We start from the raw sequence: 25,549 nt of genomic DNA, 5'->3' as shown, positions 1-25,549 counted from the left end.
GTCCGCGAACCGGCCTCACCCGGACCACCGACCGCGACCTGAACCCGCACACCACCCTGCTCCGGCACCACCAACGGCACCTCGACCGACAGCTGTTCCAGAACGCCGCACCCGGCCTCGTCACCCGCCCGCACCGCCAGCTCCACCAGCCCGGTGGCCGGGAGGAGCGCAACGCCGCCGATCGTGTGATCGGCCAGCCACGGGTGGGACCGCAGCGAGAGCCGCGAGGTGAAGACGAGCCCGTCGGACTGCGGCAGCTGCACGACCGCGCCCAGCATCGGGTGGTCGGCCGTCACCTGCCCCAGGGAGGCCGCGTCGGTGGCCGACTCGGCCAACTGGAGCCAGTAGTGCTGGTGGTCGAAGGCGTACGTCGGCAGCTCCACGCGCCGGGCCGCCGCCGTCTGCGGGAGCACGGCCTTCCAGTCCAGCGCGATGCCGCGGACGTACAGCTCGGCCATCGAGGCGAGCAGGCGGCGCAGGCCGCCGTCCTCGCGGCGCAGCGAACCGGTCACCACGACATCGGCGTCGGTGGTGTCGACGGTCTCGGTGATCGGCTGGACCAGCACCGGGTGGGCACTGACCTCGACGAACACCCCGTGCCCCTGACCGAGCAGGTCGGCCACGGCCGGACCGAAGCCCACCTGGCCGCGCAGGTTCCGGTACCAGTAGTCACCGTCCAGGACCCCGGCGTCCGCCACCCAACCGCCGTTCACGGTCGAGAAGAACGGCACCTGCGGGGCCTGAGCATGGATCCCGGCCAGCGTCTCGGCGAGCGCCTCGCGAATGTCCTCGACGTGCCGGGTGTGCGAGGCGTAGTCCACCGCGACCCGACGCACCCGAACACCATCGGCAGCCAAGGCCTCCAGGGCCTCGTCCAGCGCCTCGGCATCACCCGCGATGACCACCGACGACGGCCCGTTGACCGCCGCGACCTCAACCCGGTCGGCCCACGGCTCGATCCGCGCGACCGCCTCGGCCTCACTGAGCGCGACCGAGGCCATACCGCCCCGACCGGCCAGGTCCTTGGCGATCGCCTGGCTGCGCAACGCCACGACCCGTGCCGCATCCTCCAGCGAGAGCGCACCGGCCACACACGCGGCCGCGATCTCACCCTGTGAATGACCCAGCACCGCATCCGGCTTGACACCCACAGACGACCACACGGCCGCCAGACCCACCATCACCGCGAAACTCGCGGGCTGGAGGACGTCGACCCGCTCCATCAGCTCCGGGTCGGTCTCGCCGCGCAGCACATCGATCAGCGACCAGTCCACGAACGGCTCCAGGGCCGCCGCGCACTCCGTGATCCGCTCCGCGAACACCGGCGAGGCGTCCAGCAGTTCACGGCCCATACCGGCCCACTGCGAACCCTGGCCCGGGAACACCCACACGACCCTGCCCGGAGCACCCGAGCCCGCGCTGCCGGAGACGGCAGCGGCCGAGCCCTCGCCGCGGGCCAGCGCCCGCAGCGCGGCCAGCGCCTCGTCGCCCGAGTCGGCGACGACGACCGCACGCTCGCCGAAGACCGTACGGTCCGTCAGCAGCGCCCCGGCCACATCCGCGAGCGACACCGCGTCGGCGCCCTCGGCACCCTCGATGAACTCCGCCAGCCGCCCGGCCTGGCCGGCCAGCGAACCGGCGCTGCGCGCCGACACCACCAGCGGCACGACACCGGCGGGCGCCTGCTCTTCGGTGAAGGCGGCGGTGGCGGCCTCGGCCGGCGCCTCCTCAAGGATCAGGTGCGCGTTCGTCCCGCTGATGCCGAAGGACGAGACGCCGACCCGGCGCGGGCGCCCGCCCCGCGGCCAGTCCCGGGCCTCGGTGAGCAGCTCGATGTCGCCCTCGGACCAGTCCACCTTCTTTGAAGGCTCGTCCGCGTGCAGCGTGGCGGGCATGACCCCGTGTCGCAGCGCCTGCACCATCTTGATCACACCGGCGACGCCGGCGGCGGCCTGCGTGTGGCCGATGTTCGACTTGAGGGAGCCCAGCCACAGCGGCTGCTCCGGGTCCCGGCCCTGGCCGTACGTGGCCAGCAGCGCCTGCGCTTCGATCGGGTCGCCCAGCGCGGTGCCGGTGCCGTGACCCTCGACCACGTCGACTTCGGACGCGGCGAGACCCGCGCTGTCGAGGGCCTTGCGGATGACCCGCTGCTGCGAGGGGCCGTTCGGGGCGGTCAGGCCGTTGGAGGCGCCGTCCTGGTTGACGGCGCTGCCGCGCAGCACCGCCAGCACGTGGTGGCCGCGCTCGCGCGCCACCGACAGCCGCTCCAGCACCACCAGGGCGACGCCCTCGGACAGCACCGTGCCGTCCGCGCCGTCCCCGTACGCCTTGCACCGGCCGTCGCCGGCCAGGCCGCGCTGCCGCGACATGCCGAGGACTCCGATCGGCGAGCCCATGACGGCGACACCGCCGGCCAGCGCCATGGAGCACTCGCCCTGGCGCAGTGCCTGCGCCGCGAGGTGCATGGCCACCAGCGAGGAGGAGCAGGCCGTGTCCACGGTGACCGCCGGACCCTCGAAGCCGAAGGCGTACGAGACGCGGCCGGAGGCCACGCTGCCCGCCGTGGCGGTCGTGACGAAGCCTTCGAGCTCCGCGGGCACGTTGGTGAGGGATTCGACGTAGTCGTGGATGGAGACGCCGGAGAAGACGCCGATGTTGCTGCCCTGCGCCGCGGTCGGGTCGATGCCCGCCCGCTCCAGCGCCTCCCAGGACGCCTCCAGCAGCAGGCGCTGCTGCGGGTCCATGGCGAGGGCCTCGTTCGGCGAGATGCCGAAGAAGCCCGCGTCGAACTGCGCGGCCTCGTGGAGGAATCCGCCCTTGGTGGTGTAGGAGGTGCCCGCGCTGTCGGGGTTCGGGTCGTACAGGCCGTCCAGGTCCCAGCCTCGGTCGTCGGGGAAGGCCGTCATGCCCTCGCGGCGTTCCTGGAGAAGCTGCCACAGGTCCTCGGGGCCGGCGACGCCGCCCGGCAGCCGGCAGGCCATGCCGACGATCGCGATCGGCTCGTCGGGGTCGGCGGCGGCGACCGCCGCGGCCGCGGCGGGGGTGGTGCCGTCCGCCGCTTCGCCGAGCTCCTCGCGCAGGTGACGGGCGAGGACCACCGGGGTGGGGTAGTCGAAGATCAGCGTGGCCGGGAGCTTCACGCCGGTCGCCGCGCTCAGCCGGTTCCGCAGCTCGACGGCGGTCAGCGAGTCGAAGCCGATGTCGCTGAAACCGCGCGTGCCCTGGGCCAGTTCGGGGCCGCTGAAGCCCAGTACGGCGCTCGCCTCGTCCTGGACGATGGTCAGCAGGATGCTCTCCTGCTCGGCCTGGGGCAGCCCGGCGAGGCGGCGGACCAGTCCGCTGCTGTCACCGGCGGCCGCCCGTGCCGTGCGCCGGCCCGCGCGGACCAGGCCGCGCAGCAGGTGCGGGACTCCCCCGCCGGCCGCCGCCTGGCTCCGCATGGTCTTCAGGTCCAGCTTGATCGGGACCAGCAGGGCCTGGTCGGCGTGCAGGCCGACGTCGAGGATGTGCAGGCCCTCGGCCGGCGTCATCGCCAGTACGCCGCCACGGCTCATGCGGGCCTGGTCGACGGCGCTGAGGTGGGCGGTCAGGCCGTTGGTCTGCTCCCACAGGCCCCAGGCGAGCGAGAGGCCCGGCAGGCCCGCCGCGCGGCGGCCGGCCATCAGGCCGTCGAGGAAGGCGTTCGCCGCCGCGTAGTTGCCCTGGCCGGCCGAGCCCATGAGGGAGGCGGCGGAGGAGAAGACGACGAACGCGTCGAGGTCCAGGCCGCGGGTCAGCTCGTCGAGGTGGCGCACCGCGTCCACCTTCGGCGCGAAGACGCCGGCCAGCCGCTCCGGGGTGAGGGTCGCGATGACACCGTCGTCCAGCACGCCGGCCATGTGCACCACACCGGTCAGGGGGTGCTCGGCGGGTACCGAGGCCAGCAGGGCCTCGACCTGGCCGCGGTCGGACACGTCGCAGGCCGCCACCGCTACGGCAGCACCGTGCTCGGTGAGTTCGGCGACCAGCTCGGCCACGCCCTCGGCGGCCGTACCGCGGCGGCTGGCGAGCAGCAGGTGCCGTACGCCGTGCCGGGTGACGAGGTGACGGGCCACGAGTGCGCCGAGCGCGCCGGTGCCGCCCGTGACCAGGACGGTCCCTTCGGCTCCGAACACCGCGGGGACGTCCGGGACTTCGCCGCCGGCCCGGACGAGCCGGGGGGCGGAGAGGGCGGTGCCGCGGACCGCGACCTGCGGCTCGCCGCCGGCCAATACCGGACCCAGGACCGTGCGCAGGGCGGCTTCCGCCGTGTCGGCGGACGCCGGGTCGGTGTCGATCAGGATGATGCGGTCGGGGTTCTCGGCCTGCGCGGCGCGCACCAGACCCCACACGGCCGAGCCGGCCGGGTCGGTGACCGTGCCGTCGCCGGCGGGGACCGCGCCGCGGGTCAGGACGACCAGCCGCGACTCCTCCAGCCCCGTCGAGGCGAGCCACGCCTGGACGACGTCCAGCACGCGGGAGGTCAGGGCGAGTACGGCGTCCTCGCCGTCGGCTCCGGCCACGGCCCGCAGGACGGCCACCGCGGGGGCGGCGGCGCTCCCGGCCAGGGCCGGCACGTCGGCGGCGGCGGACACCGGCGCCCACGAAGGCGCGGGCTCCGAGCCCTGGGCGGCGGGCAGCTCGGCCCACTCCACCCCGAACAGGGAGTCGCGGCTCTCGTCTCCGGCCGCGGCGCCCAACTGGTCGGTGGACACGGGCAGGGACACCAGCGAGTCCATGGTCAGGACCATGTCGCCGGTCTCGTCGGCGGCCTGGAACGACAGCGCGTCCGGGCCGCAGGGGGCGACGCGCACCCGCAGTGCGGAGGCACCGACGGCGTGCAGCAGCAGCCCGTTCCACGCGAACGGCAGCACCTGGCGGTCGTCGTCCGGGTTGGCGAAGGCGTTGGTGTGCAGCGCGGCGTCCAGCAGCGCCGGGTGCATGCCGTACTTGCCGGCTTCCTCGCGCTGCTCCTCGGGCAGGACGGCCTCGGCGAAGACCTCGTCGCCGCGGCGCCACACCGCCCGCAGGCCCTGGAACGCCGAGCCGTAGGCGTAGCCGCGCTCGAGGAGGTCGGTGTAGAAGGTCCCGATCTCGATCGGCTCCGCGCCCTGCGGCGGCCACGCGGCGAAGTCGAACGCCTTCACCGGGGCCCGCTTCGCCGAGGACTCGCCGAGCAGTCCGGTGGCGTGCCGCGTCCAGTCGCTCGTACCGCCCTCACCGGCGGCGTCCTCGCGCTGGGAGTACACGTCCACGGTGCGCGATCCGGTCGCGTTCGGGCTGCCGACCGCGACCTGCAGCCGTACCCCGCCCTGCTCGGGCAGGACCAGCGGTGCCTCGATGACGAGCTCTTCGAGGACTCCGTATCCGAACTCGTCGCCGGCGCGGACCGCGAGGTCGACGTACATCGTGCCGGGGATGATGACCACGCCGCCGATGGCGTGACCGGCGAGCCACGGGTGGGTGCGCAGCGACAGACGCGAGGTGAAGACCAGGCCGTCGGACTGCGGCAGTTGCACCACCGCGCCCAGCAGCGGGTGGTCGGCGCCGGTGAGACCGAGCGACGCCGCGTCGGTGACGGAGCCGCCCATCTCGATCCAGTAGTGCTGGTGGTCGAAGGCGTACGTCGGCAGGTCCACGCGCCGGGCGGCGGCTCCGCCGGGCAGGACCGGGGTCCAGTCCAGTGCGACACCGCGGACGAACAGCTCGGCCATCGAGGCGTACAGGCGGCGCGGGCCGCCGTCCTCGCGGCGCAGCGAACCGGTCACGACCACATCGGTGGCGGTGTCGGCCTTGTCGACGGCCTCGGTGATCGGCTGGACCAGCACCGGGTGCGCGCTGACCTCGACGAACACGCCGTGGCCCTGCTCGATCAGCTCGGCCACGGCCGGGCCGAAGCGGACCTGGCCGCGCAGGTTGCGGTACCAGTACGCGGCGTCGAGGACGTCGGCGTCCTCGACCCAGGTGCCAGTGACGGTGGAGTAGAACGGGATCTTCGGGGCCTGCGCGCCGACTCCGGCCAGTGCCTCGGCGAGCGCGTCGCGGATGTCCTCGACGTGCCGGGTGTGCGAGGCGTAGTCCACGGCGACGCGGCGGATCCGGACGCCCTGGTCCTCGAGGGCGTCGAGCGCGTCGTCCAGTGCCTCGGCGTCTCCGGCGATGACCACGGAGGACGGCCCGTTGACGGCGGCGACCTCGACCCGGTCCGCCCAGCGCTCCAGGCGGGCGACGGCCTCATCCTCGGTCAGCGCGACCGAGGCCATGCCGCCGCGGCCGGCGAGCTGCCCGGCGATGGCCTGGCTGCGCAGGGTGACCACGCGGGCGGCGTCCTCCAGGGAGAGCGCACCCGAGACGCAGGCGGCGGCTATCTCGCCCTGGGAGTGGCCGAGGACCGCGTCGGGCTCGACGCCGACGGACGACCACACGGCGGCCAGTCCGACCATCACGGCGAAGCTGGCCGGCTGGAGGACGTCGACCCGGTCGAGGAGTTCGGGCGCGGCGTCGCCGCGCAGCACGTCGATCAGGGACCAGTCGACCCAGCGCTCCAGCGCGGCTGCGCACTCGGCGATCCGGGCGGCGAACACCGGGGAGGAGTCGAGCAGTTCACGGCCCATGCCGGCCCACTGCGAGCCCTGGCCGGGGAACACCCAGACGACCTTGCCCGGGGTGCCCGAACCGGCCACCACGCCGGGCGCGTTCTCGCCGCGCGCCAGGGCCTGGAGCCCGGCCAGCGCCTCCTCGTGCGAACCGGCGAGCACCACCGCGCGCTCGCCGAGTACGGCGCGGCCCGCGACGAGCGTCCCGGCCACGTCGGCCAGCGGCACCTCGGCGGCGTCCTCGACGAACGCCGCCAGCCGGCCGGCTTGCGCCGACAGCGAGGTGGCGGTCCCGGCCGACACGACGAGCGGCACCACGCCGGAGGGCTGCGCCGCCCGGTCCGTGGCGGGCTCCGCGTCCTCGGCGGGCGCCTCTTCGAGGATCATGTGCGCGTTCGTGCCGCTGGCTCCGAAGGCGGAGATGCCGGCCCGGCGCGGACGGCCGGTCTCCGGCCACGCGCGGGACTCGGTGAGCAGCTCGACCGCGCCCGCCGACCAGTCGACCTGGGGGGTGGGCGCGTCCACGTTGAGGGTCTTGGGGAGGGTCTTGTGGCGCAGCGCCTGGACCATGTTGATCACGGCGGCCACGCCGGACGCCGCCTGCGTGTGCCCGATGACGGACTTGACCGAGCCGAGCCACAGCGGCTGCTGCGGGTCGCGGCCCTGGCCGTAGGTGGCCAGCAGCGCCTGCGCCTCGATCGGGTCGCCGAGCACGGTGCCCGTGCCGTGGCCCTCGACCGCGTCCACGTCGGACGGGGAGAGGCCGGCGCTGTCGAGGGCCTTGCGGATGACGCGCTGCTGCGAGGGGCCGTTGGGGGCGGTCAGGCCGTTGGACGCGCCGTCCTGGTTCACGGCGCTGCCGCAGATGACGGCCAGGACCTGGTGTCCGCGCTCGCGCGCCACCGAGAGCCGCTCCAGCAGGACCACGCCGACGCCCTCGGCCCAGCCGGAGCCGTCGGCGCCGGCGGCGTAGGACTTGCAGCGCCCGTCGAAGGCGAGGGCGCGCTGGCGCGCGAAGCCGACGAACCCGCCGGGGGTCGCCATGACCGTGGAGCCGCCCGCGAGGGCCATCGAGCACTCGCCCCGGCGCAGCGCCTGCGCGGCGAGGTGGATCGCGACGAGCGAGGAGGAGCACATGGTGTCGACCGTCACCGCGGGCCCTTCGAGCCCGAGGGTGTAGGAGACGCGCCCGGAGGCGACGCCGCCGGCGGTGCCGAGGGCGCGCTCCAGGCTGAGGTAGCCCTCGAACCCGCTGAGGTCCGGCGCGTAGTCCTGGTGGACGACTCCGGCGAACATGCCGATGTCGCTGCCGCGGACCGAGTGGGGGTCGATGCCGGCCCGCTCGAAGGTCTCCCAGGACACCTCGAGCAGCTGGCGCTGCTGGGGGTCCATGGCCAGGGCCTCGCGCGGCGAGATCCCGAAGAACCCGGCGTCGAACTGGGCCGCGTCGTGCAGGAAGGCGCCCTCGCGGACGTACGTCGTACCCGGGTTGTCGGGGTCCGGGTGGTAGAGGCCCTCGACGTCCCAGCCGCGGTCCTCGGGGAAGGTGGAGTAGACGTCGGCGCCCTCGGACACCACCCGCCAGAAGTCCTCCGGGCCGCGGATCCCGCCGGCGTAGCGGCAGGCCATGGACACGATCGCGATGGGCTCAGAGGCTGCCGCGACGAGTGTGCTGTTCTCCTGCTGAAGCCGGGCGTTCTCCTTCAGCGAGGCACGCAGTGCCTCAACGACCTGCTGGTCGGGCGCCGACATATCCATCCTCCACGATTCGTTCACAGGCGATCAGCTCGTCTTGCCCAGGGCCCGTTGCACCAGATCGGCAACGTCCATGGCGTCGATCAGTTCCACGTCGGCGGCTGCCGCCGACGGTTCCGCTTCCGGCGCGTCCGCATCCGCGTCCGCGTCCGCCTCGGCGAGGCCGAGGAGGGTGTCCAGTACGCCGGCCTCCTTGAACCGGGCGAACGGAACGGACGCCAGGATCTGCCTGAGTTCGTCCTCCCGCCCGTCCAGGCCGTCGTCGGCCTCCCGGAGGAGTTCGTCGCGCAGGTAGCCGACCAGCGCTTCCGGCGTGGGGTAGTCGAAGATCAGCGTTGCGGGCAGCTTCAGTCCGGTGGCCCCGTTCAGGCTGTTGCGCAGGTTGACGGCGGCGAGCGAGTCGAAGCCGACCTCCTGGAACGCCTGGCGCGGGCCGATGCCCTCCGCCCCGCTGTGGCCGAGGACCGTCGAGGCGTGGCCGCGTACCAGCCGGAGCAGGATGCGGTTCTGCTCGGTCTCCGCGACCCCCCGCAGGGAGTCGGCGAGGGACGAGGCGGCCTCGCTGCTCTCGCCGTCGCCCTGCAGCGCCTGGAGCGCTTGCCTCGCCTCGGGCAGGTCGGCGAACAGGGGGCTGGTGCGGACCGAGGTGAACGCGGGGATGAAAGCGCCCCAGTCCATGTCGGCCACGGCCACGAACTTCTCGTTGCCCCGCACCGCCTGCACCATCGCGGTCACCGCCAACTGCGGGCCCATGGGCAGGACACCGCGGCGCCGGAGCTGGGCGAGGGCGGCCTCGTCCATGCCCACGCCGATCTGGTCGAGGGCGCCCCAGGCGATCGAGGTCGCCCGCAGCCCGCGGGCCCGGCGCCACTCGATGAGCGCGTCCAGCACGGCGTTCGCCGCTCCGGACGGGCCCTGCCCGCCGCCGCCCCACACGCCCGCGATCGAGGAGAACACGACGAACGCGTCGAGCGGCGTGCTCTCGAACAGCCCGTCCAGCCATACGGCCGTGTCCACCTTGGCCGCGAACACCCCGGCGAGGTCGTCCACTGCGGTGTCGTCGATCGAGCTGGTCTGCTGGACGTCGGCGGCGTGCACCACGGCCGTGACCGGCTGCCCGGCGGCCGTCGCATCGACCAGCCGCGCGATCGCCTCCCGGTCGGAGTCCGCACAGGACTCCACCGTGGTGGCGACGCCCAGCCCGGCCAGTTCGGCCCGCAGCTCCGGCACGCTCAGCTCGGTGGCCTGCGCGGTGGTCGTGACGAGGAGCCGTTCGACGCCGGCCTGGGCGAGCCAGACCGAGACGTGCTTGCCCAGTCCCTCGGCGCCGCCGGTCACCAGGACCGTGCCGCGCGGCTGCCAGCCGCTGTCGCCGGTGGACTCCGGTACCGGCTTGCGCACCAGCCGCCGGGTGTACACGCCCGACCGCCGGACCGCGAGCTGGTCCTCACCGGCGGCGGAGTTGAGCACTCCGAGCAGGTACTGGGCCGTGCGCGGGTCGGTCACGGCCGGCAGGTCGACCAGACCGCCCCAGCGGTCGAGCCGTTCCAGGGCGGCGGCCCGGCCGAGGCCCCACAGCGAAGCCTGCACCGGTGAGGTGAGGGTGTCGTGGATGCCGATGTTCACCGCGCCCCTGGTCAGGCACCACAGCGGCTGCGTGACGAGGTTGTCGCCCAGGGCCTGGATCAGCGCGAGCGTCGAGGCGGTGACCGCGGTCGGGTCCTGCCGGCCGCCGCCCGTCTGCTGGTCCACGGCGAGCAGGGACAGCACACCGGTCAGGTCCTGGCCTGCCAGGACCTCGGCCAGCCGCTCCGCGAGCCGCTTGCGGGTGCGGTCGGACTCGCCGACCTCCAGCAGGACGGTGCCGAGTCCGAGACCGGTCAGCTCCGCCAGGAGGGCGTCGGTCGCACCGCCCTGTGCGCGCTCGGCCGGTACGACGACCAGCCAGCGGCCGCCCGGTACACCGGCGGCCTCGCGCTCGAGCGGCTGCCAGGTGACGTGGTAGCGCAGCTTCTCCGCCGTCGACCGCTCGCGGCGCCTTCCGCGCCACTCGGCGAGTACGGGAACCACGGTGCCCAGGGCGCTGCGTTCGTCGGTCGACGCCATCTCCAGCAGTTCGCCGAGGGAGTCCAGGTCAGCCTGCTCGACCGCGGCCCAGAAGTCGGAGTCCGCGCCCTCGGCCGCGTCGGCCGCCCCGGCGGCCGCTTCGGCCTCCTGGAGCCAGTAGCGCTGGCGGTCGAAGGCGTACGTCGGCAGCTCCACGCGCCGGGAAGCCGCGGCCAGCGGCAGGACACCGGTCCAGTCCACGGCCACTCCGCGGACGAACAGCTCGGCCATCGAGGCCAGCAGGCGGCGCAGGCCGCCGTCCTCGCGCCGCAGCGAACCGGTGATCACCGCGTCGGTGTCGGTGGTGTCGGCGGTCTCGGTGATCGGCTGGACCAGCACCGGGTGGGCGCTGACCTCGACGAACACCCCGTGGCCCTGGCCCATCAGGTCGGCGACGGCCGGACCGAAGCCCACCTGGCCCCGCAGGTTGCGGTACCAGTACCCGCCGTCGAGGACGCCCGCGTCCTCCACCCAGGTGCCGGTCGTGGTGGAGTAGAACGGAACCTTCGGCGCCTGTGCGTCGATCCCGGCCAGTGCTTCGGCCAGCGTCTCGCGCACGTCCTCGACGTGCCGGGTGTGCGAGGCGTAGTCCACGGCGACCCGGCGGACCCGGACGCCCTCGGCGGACAGCGCCGCCAGGGCCTCGTCCAGCGCCTGCGCGTCACCGGCGACCACCACGGAGGACGGCCCGTTGACGGCGGCCACCTCCACGCGGTCCGCCCACGGCTCCAGACGGGCGACCGCCGCGTCCGCGCTCAGCGCGACCGAGGCCATGCCGCCGCGCCCGGCCAGGTCCTTGGCGATGACCTGGCTGCGCAGTGCGACCACGCGCGCCGCGTCGTCCAGCGACAGCGCCCCGGCCACGCAGGCGGCGGCGATCTCGCCCTGGGAGTGGCCGAGCACCGCGCCCGGCTCGACTCCCACGGAGCGCCACACGGCTGCCAGGCCCACCATCACGGCGAAGCTGGCGGGCTGGAGGACGTCGACCCGCTCGATGAGCTCGGGCTCGGTCTCCCCGCGCAGCACGTCGATCAGCGACCAGTCCACGAACGGGGCCAGAGCCTCCGCGCATGCGGCGATCCGCTCGGCGAACACCGGGGAGGAGTCCAGCAGTTCACGGCCCATGCCCGCCCACTGCGAACCCTGGCCCGGGAACACCCAGACCACCTTGCCGGGCTTGCCCGAGCCGGCGCTGCCGGACACCACACCGGGGGCGCTCTCGCCCCGGGCCAGTGCCTTCAGCCCGGCCAGCGCCTCCTCGTCCGAGCCGGCCACGACGACCGCACGCTCGCCCAGCACCGCACGGCCCGAGACCAGCGCCCCGGCCACCGCCGCCAGCGGAGCCTCCTCGGCGCCCTCGACGCCCTCGACGAACGCCGCGAGCCGCCCGGCCTGGCCGGCCAGCGAACCGGCGCTGCGCGCGGAGACCACCAACGGCACGGCACCGGTGGGCGCGTGCTCCTCGGAGGCGGTCTGCGCCTCCTCGGCGGGCGCCTGCTCCAGGATCAGGTGCGCGTTCGTACCGCTGGCTCCGAAGGAGGAGACCGCGGCCCGGCGCGGACGGCCGGTCTCCGGCCAGTCCCGCGCTTCGGTCAGCAGCTCCACCGCACCCGCAGACCAGTCCACCTGGCCCGTGGGCTCCTCCACGTGCAGCGTGGCGGGCATGAGCCCGTGCTGCATCGCCATGACCATCTTGATCACACCGGCCACGCCCGCGGCGGCCTGCGTGTGACCGATGTTCGACTTCAGCGAGCCCAGCCACAGCGGCTGCTGCGGATCCCGGCCCTGGCCGTACGTGGCCAGCAGCGCCTGCGCTTCGATCGGGTCGCCCAGCGCGGTGCCGGTCCCGTGCGCCTCCACGAGGTCCACGTCCGCCGGGGTGAGTCCCGCCGTGTCCAGCGCCTTGCGGATGACCCGCTGCTGCGAGGGGCCGTTCGGGGCGGTCAGGCCGTTCGAGGCACCGTCCTGGTTGACCGCGCTGCCGCGCAGCACCGCCAGCACCCGGTGACCGCGCTCACGCGCCACCGACAGCCGCTCCAACACCACCACACCGACACCCTCGGCCCAGCCGGTGCCGTCGGCAGCCGACGAGAACGCCTTGCACCGGCCGTCGGCCGAAAGGCCGCGCTGGCGCGAGAACTCCATGAAGGCGTCCGGGCTGGCCATCACCGTCGCACCGCCGGCCAGCGCCATCGAGCACTCGCCCTGGCGCAGCGACTGCGCCGCCAGGTGCATGGCCACGAGCGAGGAGGAGCACGCCGTGTCCACCGTGACCGCCGGGCCCTCGAAACCGAACACGTACGACACGCGGCCCGAGGCCACGCTGGCCGCCGTACCGGTCATCAGGTAGCCCTGGACGTCCTCGGGGACCTGGTGGAGCCGCGTCACGTAGTCGTGGTGGACGATTCCGGTGAAGACGCCGATGTCACGGCCCCGGACGGACAGCGGGTCGATGCCGGCCCGCTCCAGCGCCTCCCAGGAGGTCTCCAGCAGCAGCCGCTGCTGGGGGTCCATGGCCAGCGCCTCGCGCGGGGAGATCCCGAAGAGCCCGGCGTCGAACTGCGCGGCCTCGTGGAGGAACCCGCCCGAGCGGGTGTAGCTGGTGCCCGGGTGGGCCGGGTCGGGGTGGTAGAGCCCTTCGAGGTCCCAGTCGCGGTCGAGGGGGAAGCCGGACACCGCGTCCCGCTGCTCCACCACGAGCTTCCACAGCTCCTCGGGGCTGTCCGCGCCGCCCGGCAGGCGGCTGCTCATCGCGACGATCGCGATCGGCTCGTCGGAGACCGACGACGCCGCGGCCGGGGCCGACGGCTCCGCCTGCTCGCCGAGCAGTTCGGCCCGCAGGTGGTCCGTGAGGACCGCCGGATTCGGGTAGTCGAAGACCAGCGTGGCGGGCAGGTTCAGCCCGGTGAGGTCACGCATGCGGTTGCAGAACTTGACCGCGGTGAGCGAGTCGAAGCCGAGGCTCTTGAAGGACTGGTCCGCGTCGAAGCCGTCCGCGTCGCGGTGGCCGAGGACGAGCGCGGTGCACTCCCGGACCACGTCCAGCAGCACCCGGTGCTGCTCCGCGGCCGGCAGCCCGGCCAGCCGGCCGGCGAGCGCGTCGCCGGCGCCCTCGCCGCGCGCCACCACGCGCCGGGTCAGGGCGGCGGAGGCCGTCTGCCGCGGTTCGGCAGCGGCAGTGGCGGTGTCCTGACCGGGCGCAGCGGCGGGCTCTTCGGCGCCGTCCGCGGTGACGGACTCCAGCGCCAACGGGCCCAGGATCGCTACGGGTTCACCGGCCGCGTCCGCGAGTTCGAGCAGGTGGCGGCCGTCCTCGGCCGGGGTGATCCGCAGCCGCAGCGAGGCGGCGCCTTCCGCGTACACGGCCAGGCCGGCGCCGGCGGTCAGGTCGCGGTGGCCCGCGCCGGCCGCCGTACGGTCCGCAGCCGTACGGGAGTCCAGTACGCGCAGCGCGGTGTCGACGAGCCCCGGGTGCAGGGCGAACCGGGCCGCCCCGTCCGCCGGTTCCTCCGCGAGCGCGATCTCCGCGAAGATCTGCCCGTCGCGCTGCCACACGCGGGGCGCACCCGGGAGGAGCGCGTCGCTGTCGGCGGGCACGGACCAGGTCCGCAGGTCGAAGGCCGGCTGCGGCATGCCGGGGACCAGCTCGGCTCGGGCGTGGCAGGTCCAGGGCGCCTGCTCCGGGTCGAGGGGCCGGGCGTGGACGGCGGCCCGTCGGCGGCCGTCCGTACCGGGACCGTCCACCGACACCCGGATCTGGGCGCTGCCGTGCTCCGGCAGCGTCAACGGCGCCTCGACGGTGATCTGTTCGAGGCTTCCGCAGCCCACCTCGTCGGCGGCCCTGACGATCATCTCCAGGAGCGCGGCGGCCGGGACCCGGGTGGTGCCGTCCGCGGCCATCCGGCCGGCGAACCGGCTCCGGCCGCGCGCCGACAGCTGTCCGGTGAGGACGACGCCGTGGTCGCCCTCGTCGCCGGGCATGTCGATGACGGTGCCGAGCAGCGGGTGCCGGGCGCCGGTGGCGCCGAGGGCCTCCGCGCCGCCCGCCGGGGTCTCGTCGTTCTCGACCCAGTACCTCTGGTGCTGGAACGCGTAGGTGGGCAGGTCGGTGCCGGCCGCCGTGGCCGGGGTCCCGAGCAGGGCCGGCCAGTCCAGGTCCGTACCGCGCACGTGCAGGTGCGCGAGTGCGGTCATGACGTCGGCGGCCTCCGCGCCGTTCTTGCGCAGGGTGGCGATGCAGCTCTGCTCCGGTGCGCCGAGCGTGCCGAGCGCCATCGCGGCGAGGGCGCCGCCCGGGCCGATCTCGAGGAACGTCGTCGCTCCCTGGCCGCTCAGCGCGGTGACGGCGTCGCTGAAGCGCACCGCGTTCCGTACCTGGTCCACCCAGTACTCGGGGTCGCCCAGCTGCCCGTCCCGGACGAGTTCGCCCGTCAGGGTCGAGACGACGGGGAGTGCACCCGGCCGGTAGGTCAGGCTCCGCGCGACCGTGCGGAACTCGTCGAGCATCGGTTCCATGAGCTGGGAGTGGAAGGCGTGGCTGACCTGCAGCCTGCGCGTCTTGCGGCCGCGGCCCGCCAGTTCGGCCGCGAGGGCGAGCACGGCGTCCTCGGCGCCGGAGAGCACCAGCGCGTCGGGGCCGTTGACCGCCGCGACGCACACCGCGCCCGAGGCCCGGGCCAGCAGCGGCGCCACTTCGGCCTCGGTCGCCTGCACGGCGACCATCGCGCCGCCCTCGGGCAGGGCCTGCATCAGCCGGCCGCGGGCGGCGACCAGCTTGCCGGCCTCGGCCAGTTCCAGGACTCCGGAGACGTGCGCGGCGGCCACCTCGCCGATCGAGTGGCCTGCGAGCAGGTCCGGTCGCACGCCCCAGGACTCGAAGAGCCGGAACAGTGCCGTCTCCAGGGCGAACAGGGCACCCTGCGTGTACATGGTCCGGTCGAGCAGTGCGCTGTCGGGCGACCCGGGGGCGGCGAACACCACCTCGTGCAGCGGGCGCGCCGCGTGGTCGCGCAGGTGCTCCTCGACGGCAGCGCAGGCGGCGGCGAAGGCGTCGCGGAAGACCGGGAAGGTCTCGGCGAGTTCGCGGCCCATGCCGGCCCACTGGCTGCCCTGTCCGGTGAAGAGGACGGCCAGCTTGCCGGTGGCCGGGGTGCCGGAGACGACGGCGGGGCTCGCGTCGCCGCGTCCGAAGGCACCCAGGTCCGCGGCGAGCTGCCCGCGGTCGGACGCCAGGACGACGGCACGCTGGTCGAGCCGGGCACGGGTGGTGGCGAGGGCGTGGGCGGCGTCGGCGAGGCGCAGGTCGGACCGCTCGTCGAGGAACCGGGCGAGCCGCTCGGCCTGGCCGCGCAGTCCGGCGGGCGTCCGGGCCGACACGGGTACCGGTACGAGGACCCCGGCGGGCTCCGCAGCGGACCCCTGAGCGGGCTCCGGCGTGAGCTCGCGCGCGGCGGTCGCCGGCTGCTCGGGGGCCTCTTCGAGGACGACGTGCGCGTTCGTGCCGCCGATGCCGAAGGAGGACACGCCGGCCCGGCGGGGCCGGCCGCCGCGCGGCCAGTCACGGGCCTCGGTGAGCAGTTCCACGGCGCCCGCGGACCAGTCGACGTGCGTCGAGGGACGGTCCACGTGCAGCGTCTTGGGGAGGACCCCGTGCCGCATCGCCATGACCATCTTGATCACGCCCGCGACACCCGCCGCACCCTGGGTGTGCCCGAGGTTCGACTTCACGGAACCGAGCCACAGCGGCTCGCCGCCCTGCCGCTCCTGGCCGTAGGTCGCCAGCAGCGCCTCGGCCTCGATCGGGTCGCCGAGCGTCGTACCCGTGCCGTGCGCCTCCACCGCGTCCACGTCGGACGGGGAGAGCCCGGCACCGGCCAGCGCCTTGCGGATCACCCGCTGCTGTGCGGGACCGTTCGGGGCGGTCAGTCCGTTCGACGCGCCGTCCTGGTTCACGGCCGAGCCGCGGACCACGGCCAGCACCTGGTGGCCCCGGCGGCGGGCGTCCGACAGCCGCTCCACCAGGAGCAGGCCCGCGCCCTCGGACCAGCCGGTGCCGTCCGCGCCGTCCGCGAACGCCTTGCACCGGCCGTCGGGCGCCAGCCCGCGCTGCCGGGAGAACTCGACGAAGGTCTCGACGGTGCCCATCACCATGACGCCGCCGGCCAGCGCCATCGAGCACTCGCCGCGGTTCAGTGCCTGCGCCGCGAGGTGCAGGGCCACCAGGGAGGAGGAGCAGGCCGTGTCGACGGTGAGGGCGGGACCCTCGAAGCCGAGGTGGTAGGCGATGCGGCCGGAGGTGACGCTGCCCGAGCCGCCGGTGAGGCGGAACCCCTCGACTCCGGACGCCTGGTGCATCCGCATGCTGTAGTCGTGGCTGTTGACGCCGACGAAGACGCCGACGTCCTCTCCGGCCAGCGTGGTCGGGTCGATCGCGGCCCGTTCGAAGGCCTCCCAGGAGGTCTCCAGCAGCAGGCGCTGCTGCGGGTCCATGGCGAGGGCCTCGTTCGGCGAGATGCCGAAGAACGCGGCGTCGAACCCGGCGGCGTCGTCGAGGAAGGCGCCGTGGCGCACGTACGTGGTGCCCGCGTGGTCGGGGTCGGCGTTGAACAGCCGGTCGATGTCCCAGCCGCGGTCGTCGGGGAACTCGGTGACGGCGTCGATCCCGTCGGCCACGACCCGCCAGAGGTCCTCCGGGCTGTTGACGCCCGCGGGGAAGCGGCAGGCCATCGCCACGATCGCGATGGGCTCGTCGTCCGTCACCGCGGCGGCGGCGGGCTCGGACGGGCGCTCCGGCGCGGCGCCGAAGAGCTTGGTGTGCAGGTGGTCGGCGAGCGTCGTCGGCTTCGGATAGTCGAAGATCATCACCGGGGAGAGGGTGAGCCCGGTCGCGGCGGCGAGCCGGTTGCGCAGCTCCACCGCCATCAGCGAGTCGAAGCCGGCCTCCTTGAAGGTCCGGTCGGCGTGGACCGCGTCGGCGGTGGGGTGGCCGAGCACCTCGGCGGCGTGCCGCAGGACCAGTTCGACCAGCGTCCCGGTCCGCTCGGCGGTGCCCAGACCGGCGAGGCGCTCCCGCAGGGACACGGGTCCGGACGGAGCGGCGGCGCGGGCCGCCGGCCGCGGAGAGGGGGCCAGCGCCCGCAGCAGCGCGGGAACCGGGCCGTCGGCGGCCGCCGACGCCCGCAGCGCGGTCACGTCGAACCTGGCCGCAACCAGCGTGCCGTCCGTACCCGCCTCGCCGCCGCCCAGGGCGGCGTCGAGCAGGGCCATGCCCTCGGTGGCGGAGAGGCCGCTCATGCCGATGCGCGCGTTGCGGCGCAGGTCGGCGGCGCTCAGGTGCTCGGTCATGGCGCTGACCGTCGCCCAGTAGCCCCAGGCGAGGGAGACGGCCGGCAGACCGAGGCCGTGCCGCTGCCGTGCCAGCGCGTCCAGGCAGGCGTTGGCCGCGGCGTAGTTGCCCTGGCCCGGGTTGCCCAGGACGCCCGCCGCCGAGGAGTACAGGACGAACGCGGCGAGGTCGAGGTCACGCGTGAGCTCGTGCAGGTGCAGCGCCGCGTCCACCTTGGGCCGCAGCACGGTGTCGACGCGTTCCGGGGTGAGCTCGGTGAGCACCCCGTCGTCCAGGACACCGGCCGAGTGCACGACGGCGGTCAGCGGGTGCTCGGCGGGTATCTCCCGCAGCAGCGCCTCGAGCCGGCTCCGGTCCGAGATGTCGCAGGCGGCGATGGTGACGGACGCCCCCAGCGCGGTCAGCTCCTCCTGGAGCTCGGGGGCGTGGCCGCGCCGGCCGGCCAGGACCAGGTGCCTGATCCCGTACCGGGTGACCAGGTGCCGTGCCGTCATCGCACCCAGCGTCCCGGTGCCACCGGTGATCAGTACGGTGCCTTCGGTGTCGAGCGGACGCGGCTGCCGGCCGGCTTCGGGCAGCGGCCCGGCCGACGGGACGGACACACGTGCCAGCCGCGGTACCTCCGCGATGCCGCCGCGCACCCGCGTCTGCGGTTCGCCGCTCAGCACCACGGCCGGCAGGGCCGGCCGGGAGGCCTCGTCGAGGTCCGCGAGGACGATGCGGTCCGGGTGCTCCGACTGCGCCGAGCGCACCAGACCCCACACCGCGGCCGCGTCGAGCTCCGCGCCGTCCCCGGTGACCACGGCCAACCGGGTTTCCGCGAGGGCCGGTTCCGCCAGCCAGGCCTGGAGTACGGCCAGCGCGGCGTTGACCGCGGTACGGGGGTCCGCACCGGCCGGGGCGCCGACCGCTGTGGCCTCGTACAGCAGGACGTCGGGGGCGTGCGCGGCCGAGCGGGCCGCCGCGGCGGCGACGTCCTCGGCGGTCGCGACGGTCACGATGTCGAGAGCACGCTCCACGACGGGGAGCACGGACTCCGTCCAGTCCACACGGAACAGCGCGTCGTGCGTCAACGCACCCGCGATGCCCGCCTGTTCGGCGGAGAACGGTGTTCCGAGCACCGCTCCGACGGTCATGACCGGCTGCCCCGTGGGGTCGGTCAGCTCCAGCCCGGTCCCCTCCGCCGAGCTCCCGCCCGCCCGCACGTTCAGGGCGGCTGCGCCGGACGCCAGTAGAGACACCCCGGTCCACACGGACGGGAGCATGCCGGCGGGCACGACGGTACGGACGGCGGCGTCGAGCAGGACGGGGTGCACCCCGTAGCGGCCCGCGTCACGGAGGGCGGCGCCGTCCAGGGCGATTTCGGTGACGGTCCCGGAGACGGGGGTCGTCGCCGTGGTGGCGGCCGCGGGGGCCAGCACGCCGTGCGCGTGGCGCGTCCACGGCGCGTCCAGGGGGGCGTCGGCGGCACGGGAGTAGATCTCGACCGACCGCCGCCGTGCGTCGTCGGACTCGCCGACGATCACCCGGATACCGCGGCTGCCGCGCTGGGGCATCACCACGGGCGCGTCGACGGTCAGTTCGTCGAGCACAGGGGCGGCGGCCAGGTCGCCGAGGCGGATGGCCAGCTCGACCAGAGCGGCGTTCGGCACGACGATGACATCGGACAGCAGGTGGTCCGCGAGCCAGGGGTGGGCACGGAGCGACCAGCTCGACGTGGCCATGAGGCCGGTCGAGTTCGGCGTGCTCACGACCGCGCCCAGCATCGGGTGACCGGCCGCGGCCAGCCCCAGCGAGGCGGCGTCGGTGGCGGACTCGCCCGCCTCGAGCCAGTAGTGCCGGTGGTCGAAGGCGTACGTCGGCAGCTCCACGCGGGCGGAGGCGGCGCCGTCGGCCAGGACACCGCTCCAGTCCACGGCCACACCGCGGACGAACAGCTCGGCCATCGAGGTGAGCAGGCGGCGGGGGCCACCGTCCTCGCGCCGCAGCGAACCCGTGATCACCGCGTCGGTGTTGCCGGCGTCGTGAACGGTCTCGGTGATCGGCTGGACCAGCACCGGATGGGCACTGACCTCGACGAACACCCCGTGACCCTGCTCGGCGAGGTACGCCACGGCCGGACCGAAGCCGACCTGGCCGCGGAGGTTGCGGTACCAGTAGTCGCCGTCGAGGACGTTGGAGTCCTCCACCCACGTGCCGGTGACGGTGGAGTAGAACGGCACCTGCGGGGCCTGGGCATTGATCCCGGCCAGCGTCTCGGCGAGAGCCTCGCGGATGTCCTCGACGTGCCGGGTGTGCGAGGCGTAGTCCACCGCGACCCGACGCACCCGAACACCATCGGCGGACAGGGCCTCCAGGGCCTCGTCCAGCGCCTCGGCATCACCCGCGATGACCACCGACGACGGCCCGTTGACCGCCGCGACCTCCACCCGGTCCGCCCACGGCTCGATCCGCGCGACCGCCTCGGCCTCACTGAGCGCGACCGAGGCCATACCGCCACGACCGGCCAGATCCTTCGCGATCGCCTGGCTGCGCAGGGCCACGACCCGTGCCGCATCCTCCAGCGAGAGCGCACCCGCCACACACGCGGCCGCGATCTCACCCTGCGAGTGACCCAGTACGGCATCGGGCTTGACGCCCACAGACGACCAAACGGCCGCCAGACCCACCATCACCGCGAAACTCGCGGGCTGAAGGACGTCGACCCGCTCCATCAGCTCGGGCTCGGTCTCCCCGCGCAGGACATCGATCAGCGACCAGTCCACGAACGGAGCGAGGGCGGTAGCGCATTCGGCGATCCGCTCCGCGAACACCGGCGAGGCGTCCAGCAGTTCACGGCCCATACCCGCCCACTGCGAACCCTGACCCGGGAACACCCACACGACCCTGCCGGGAGCACCGGAACCGGCCGCGCTGCCGGACACCACACCCGGCGCGCTCTCGCCCCGGGCCAGTGCCCCGAGCCGCGTCAGCGCTTCCTCGGCGGAGTCGGCCACGACCACCGCTCGCTCACCGAAGACCGCACGGCTCGACACCAGCGCCCCGGCCACCGAGGCCAGCGGCACCTCGTCGGCGGCGGACTCCAGGTACGAGGCCAGCCGAGCAGCCTGACCGGCCAAGGAGCCGGCCGACCCGGCCGACACCACCAGCGGCACCGCACCGGTCGCAGTCGAAGGCTCCTGGGTCTCTTCGGCGGGCGCCTCTTCCAGGATCAGGTGCGCGTTCGTCCCGCTCACACCGAACGACGACACACCGGCCCGGCGCGGGCGGCCGTAACGCGGCCACTCCCGTGCCTCGGTCAGCAGCTCCACCGCACCCGCCGACCAGTCCACCTGGCTCGTGGGCTCGTCCACGTGCAGCGTCGCCGGAAGCACTCCGTGCCGCAGCGCCTGCACCATCTTGATCACACCGGCCACACCGGCGGCCGCCTGCGTGTGACCGATGTTCGACTTCAGCGAACCCAGCCACAGCGGCCGCTCCGCGTCGCGGTCCTGCCCGTACGTCGCGAGGATGGCCTGCGCCTCGATCGGGTCGCCCAGGGAGGTACCGGTCCCGTGTGCCTCCACCACGTCCACGTCCGCCGAGACCAGCCCGGCGCCGGCCAGCGCCCGGCGGATCACGCGCTGCTGCGACGGACCGCTCGGCGCGGTCAGGCCGTTCGAGGCACCGTCCTGGTTGACCGCGCTGCCGCGCAGCACCGCCAGCACCCGGTGCCCGCGCTCACGCGCCACCGACAGCCGCTCCAACACCACCACACCGACGCCCTCGGCCCAGCCGGTGCCGTCGGCAGCCGACGAGAAGGCCTTGCAGCGCCCGTCCGCGGCCAGTGCCCGCTGCCGGGAGAACTCCACGAAGTGGCCGGGGGTCGCCATCACGGCGACACCGCCCGCGAGGGCCATGGAGCATTCGCCCTGCCGCAGCGCCTGCGCCGCCAGGTGCATCGCCACGAGGGAAGAGGAGCACGCCGTGTCCACCGTCACCGCCGGGCCTTCGAGCCCGAGGACGTACGAGACGCGGCCCGAGGCCACGCTCGGGGCCAGCCCCGTGGTCGTGAAGCCCTCCAGCTCCGGCGCCGCCGCGGCGGCTCCGGTCCCGTAGCCCTGGCCGAAGAGGCCCGAGAACACCCCGACGTCGCTGCCCTTCAGCGAGACCGGGTTGATGCCGGCCGCCTCCAGGGCCTCCCAGGACGTCTCCAGCAGCAGCCGCTGCTGCGGGTCCATGGCGAGGGCCTCGCGCGGCGCGATCCCGAAGAACCCGGCGTCGAAGAGCCCCGCGTCGTGCAGGAAGCCGCCCTGGTCGGTGTAGGAGGTGCCCTTTCGCTCCGGGTCCGGGTCGAAGAGGCCGTCCAGGTCCCAGCCGCGGTCGTCGGGGAAGGACGACAGGGCGTCCCGGCCCTCGGACACCAGGCGCCACAGGTCCTCGGGTCCGGCCACGCCGCCCGGCAGCCGGCACGCCATGCCCACGATCGCGAGCGGTTCGTCGGGGTCGGCCGCCATGACCGGTTCCGTCACCCGCTCGGTGAGGCCGAGCACCTCGGCGCGCAGGCAGGCGGACAGTGCGGACGGGGTGGGGTGGTCGAAGACGACCGTGGTGGCCAGCGACAGGCCGGTGCTCTGCGAGAGCCGGTTGCGCAGTCGGACCACGGCCATCGAGGTGAAGCCCATGTCGCGGAACGCGCGGTCGGACGGGATCCGTTCGCCTCCCGCCCGCTGCAGCACGGCGGCGGCCTCTGTACGGACCATGTCCTCCAGCAGCGCCAGCTGTGCGCGCTCGTCCAGACCGGACAGCCGCTCGCGCAGGGCGGCCGTGACGGCGAGGTCGGGCCCGGCCGGGCCCGCCTGGTCCTCGGCCAGGGCGGCGAGGATCGCGGGGACCGGGGTGGTGCCGGTGGCCGGCGTCGGGACCTTCAGGGCCAGCAGGGACGGGCGGTTCGTCGTGATGACGAGGTCGAAGGCGGTGAGGAGCAGGTCGCGCAGCCGGCGGGTCTCCTCGTCGGCGGTGTCGTGGCCGCCGGGCCATGCGCCCCAGGCGAGGAAGGAGCCCGGCAGGTTCCGCAGGCGCCGGTCGCGGACCAGCGCGTCGGCGAGGATCGCGTCGACGGCCTCGTCCGGGGCGTCGGAGGTACCGGTACCGAGCAGCCCGGCGGCGTTGGACACCACGACGAAGGCGGCCGGCTCGTGGCCGGCGGTCATCTCGTCGAGCAGGAGGGCCAGTTCGGGGTCACCGGCGGCGTGGACCACCGCGGACACCGGGTTCGGCAGGGCGGCCAGCGCGGCGCGCAGCGGCTCGGGGTCCTCCCCGTCCGCGGTCACCCGGACGACGGTGGTCCCCTCGGCGACCGGTATCGGCTCGGTGCCGGATGCGGCGGTTCCGGTGCTGCCCGGGGAACTCACGAGCAGCAGGTTCTCCGCGTGGTGGACGGCGGCCAGCCGGTGGGCGATCGCCGCGCCGTGCGCGGTGTCGGCTCCGGTGACCACCACGGTGCCGGCCGCGCCCGGCCAGGGCTCCGCCTGCGGCAGGTCGTCGACGGGCAGCCGGTGCAGCCTGGGGACCAGCAGGGCGCCCGACCGCACCGCGATCTGCGGCTCGCCGGACGCGACGGCGGCCAGCAGGAGCTCGGGGGCGAGGTCGGCGTCGGCGTGGGCGCCGGCGGCTTCGAGGTCGATGAGGGTGAGCGCTGCCCGGCGGTCCTCCGGGAGCGACCGGGCGAGGGCGCGGAGCGAGGCTCCGGCGAGGTCCTGCGCGGCGTCCTGCGCGCCGGCGGCGACCGCTCCGCGGGTGAGGACCACCAGGCGGGTGGCGGCCTGCCAGGTGCGGGCCGGCCAGTCGCGCACCTGGTCGGCGAGGGTCCGGGCGCCGGCGCGTCCCGCGGCGACCGGGTCGGTGGCGTCCGCGGCGGCCGACGGCTGGACGAGGACCGTGACCTCGGGGGCCGCCTGGCCGCCGGCCACGGCGGCCCGTACCGCCGCCAGGTCCGGGTACTGCCGTACGCCGGTGACCCCGGCGGCGTTCAGGGCCGCGAGGAGCCCGGCCGTCACGAGTCCGGCCGCACCGGGACCCGCCACCGCCCACTCGCCGGCCGGGGACACGGGGGCCGCCGGTGCCGCCGCCGGAACCCAGCCCAGGCCCATCAGCCCGTCGTGGTGGCCGCTCGCCGCGTACCGCAGCCGGCTCGGCTGCTCGGCCAGCATGCGCCGCTTGATCTTGCCGGACGCGGTCCGGGGGATGCCGGCGACCTCGCGGACCTCTTCCGGCACCTTGTAGGCGGCGAGCTGCTCGCGGCACCGGTCGATCAGCGCAGCGGTGTCGAAGCCTGCGGGGCCGGGGATCACGTACGCGACCGGCACCTCGCCGAGCGTGTCGTGCGGCACGCCGGCGACGGCCGCGTCGGCGACGCCCTCGACGGTGCGCAGGACCGCCTCGATCTCCTCGGGGTGGATGTTCTCCCCGCCGCGGATGACGAGTTCCTTGATCCGGCCGCGTATCGCGAAGTAGCCGGCGTCGTCGCGCCGGGCCAGGTCGCCGGTCCGGTACCAGCCGTCCTGCATCGCCGCGGCGGTGGCCTGCGGGCTGTTGTGGTAGCCGACCATGACGTTCGGTCCGCTGACCCACACCTCGCCCTCCTGGCCGACGGGTACGTCGGTGCCGGTGGTGGGGTGGACGATGCGGACCCCGACGCCGGGCACGGGCAGGCCGCAGGACCCGTCGACGCGGTCGCCGTCCGGCGGGTTGATGGTGATGGCGCCGCAGGTCTCGGTGCTGCCGTAGGCGTCGACCAGCGGGACGCCGAAGACCTCTTCGAAGTCCTGGCGCAGCCGGGAGCCGGTGACGGCTCCGCCGACCAGGCCGATCCGCAGGGTGGGTGCGGAGAATCCGTTCTGCCGGGCGGCGGTCACCAGGTGGTGGTAGGTGGTGGGCACTCCGGCCAGGAAGGTGGAGCCGTCCTCGGCGAGCGCCCTGATCACGTCCTCCGCGGAGCTGCCGTCCATGATCCGGGCGGTGGCGCCGACCACGGTGACGGACAGGACGCACGCGATGTGCGAGAGGCTGTGGAACAGCGGGAGGGGCCAGAGCACCCGGTCCTGGTCGGTGAGCCCCGGGATGGGCACGTAGCACGAGGCGACGGACCAGAGGCAGTTGCGCTGGGTGGACAGGACGCCCTTGGGCCGGCCGGTCGTCCCGGACGTGTAGAACATCCAGGCCACGTCGTCGAGCCCGAGGTCGTCCCGGGCCGCCTCGGCCGGCTCGCTGACGGCGAGCTCGTCGTACGAGTGGACCCCCGGCCCCTCGGGGACCTCGCCGGTCACCAGCAGCGTGATGCCGGGTGCCACGGCCGCCGAGCTCCGGAGCCGCCGCGCCTGCACGGCATCGGTGATGACCACCGTGGCGCCGCTGTCGGCCAGCAGGTACTCCAGCTCGGCGAGGGCCGAGGCCGGGTTGAGCGGCACGCCGATGCCGGCGGCGCGCACGATCGCCAGGTAACTCTCCACCGTGGAGACGGTGTTGCCGAGGCAGATGGCCACCCGGTCGCCGCGCTGGACGCCGAGGACCGCCAGATGCCCGGCGAGCCGGCGCGTCCGCGCCTCCAGGTCACCGTAGGTGACCGCTCGCCGGGCGTCTTCGAAGGCGACCTTGCCCGGGAAGCGGGTCGCGTTCTCCACGACTGCGACAGGAAGTGGCTTGATCAGGTCGGTGCGCACTATGCCGCAGTTCCTTTCGGAGGAAAGAG

General features: G+C 74.6%; 2 protein-coding genes. Both read right to left on the bottom strand.

Annotated features, from left to right (window positions below; all coding sequences use genetic code 11):
- Nucleotides 1-8,366, bottom strand: an 8,366-nt coding sequence (locus ACFWP3_RS04690; RefSeq protein WP_384216140.1) for a type I polyketide synthase, incomplete at its 3' end; no start/stop codon positions are given.
- Nucleotides 8,367-8,396: 30 nt separating this feature from the next.
- Nucleotides 8,397-25,520, bottom strand: a complete 17,124-nt coding sequence (locus ACFWP3_RS04685) for a type I polyketide synthase (protein WP_384216138.1) — start codon at nt 25,518-25,520, stop codon at nt 8,397-8,399.
- Nucleotides 25,521-25,549: the final 29 nt, after the last annotated feature.

This window comes from Streptomyces sp. NPDC058525 (assembly GCF_042719495.1).
Taxonomy (GTDB): Bacteria; Actinomycetota; Actinomycetes; order Streptomycetales; family Streptomycetaceae; genus Streptomyces.
This window is presented reverse-complemented; position numbering and strand designations above follow the sequence as displayed.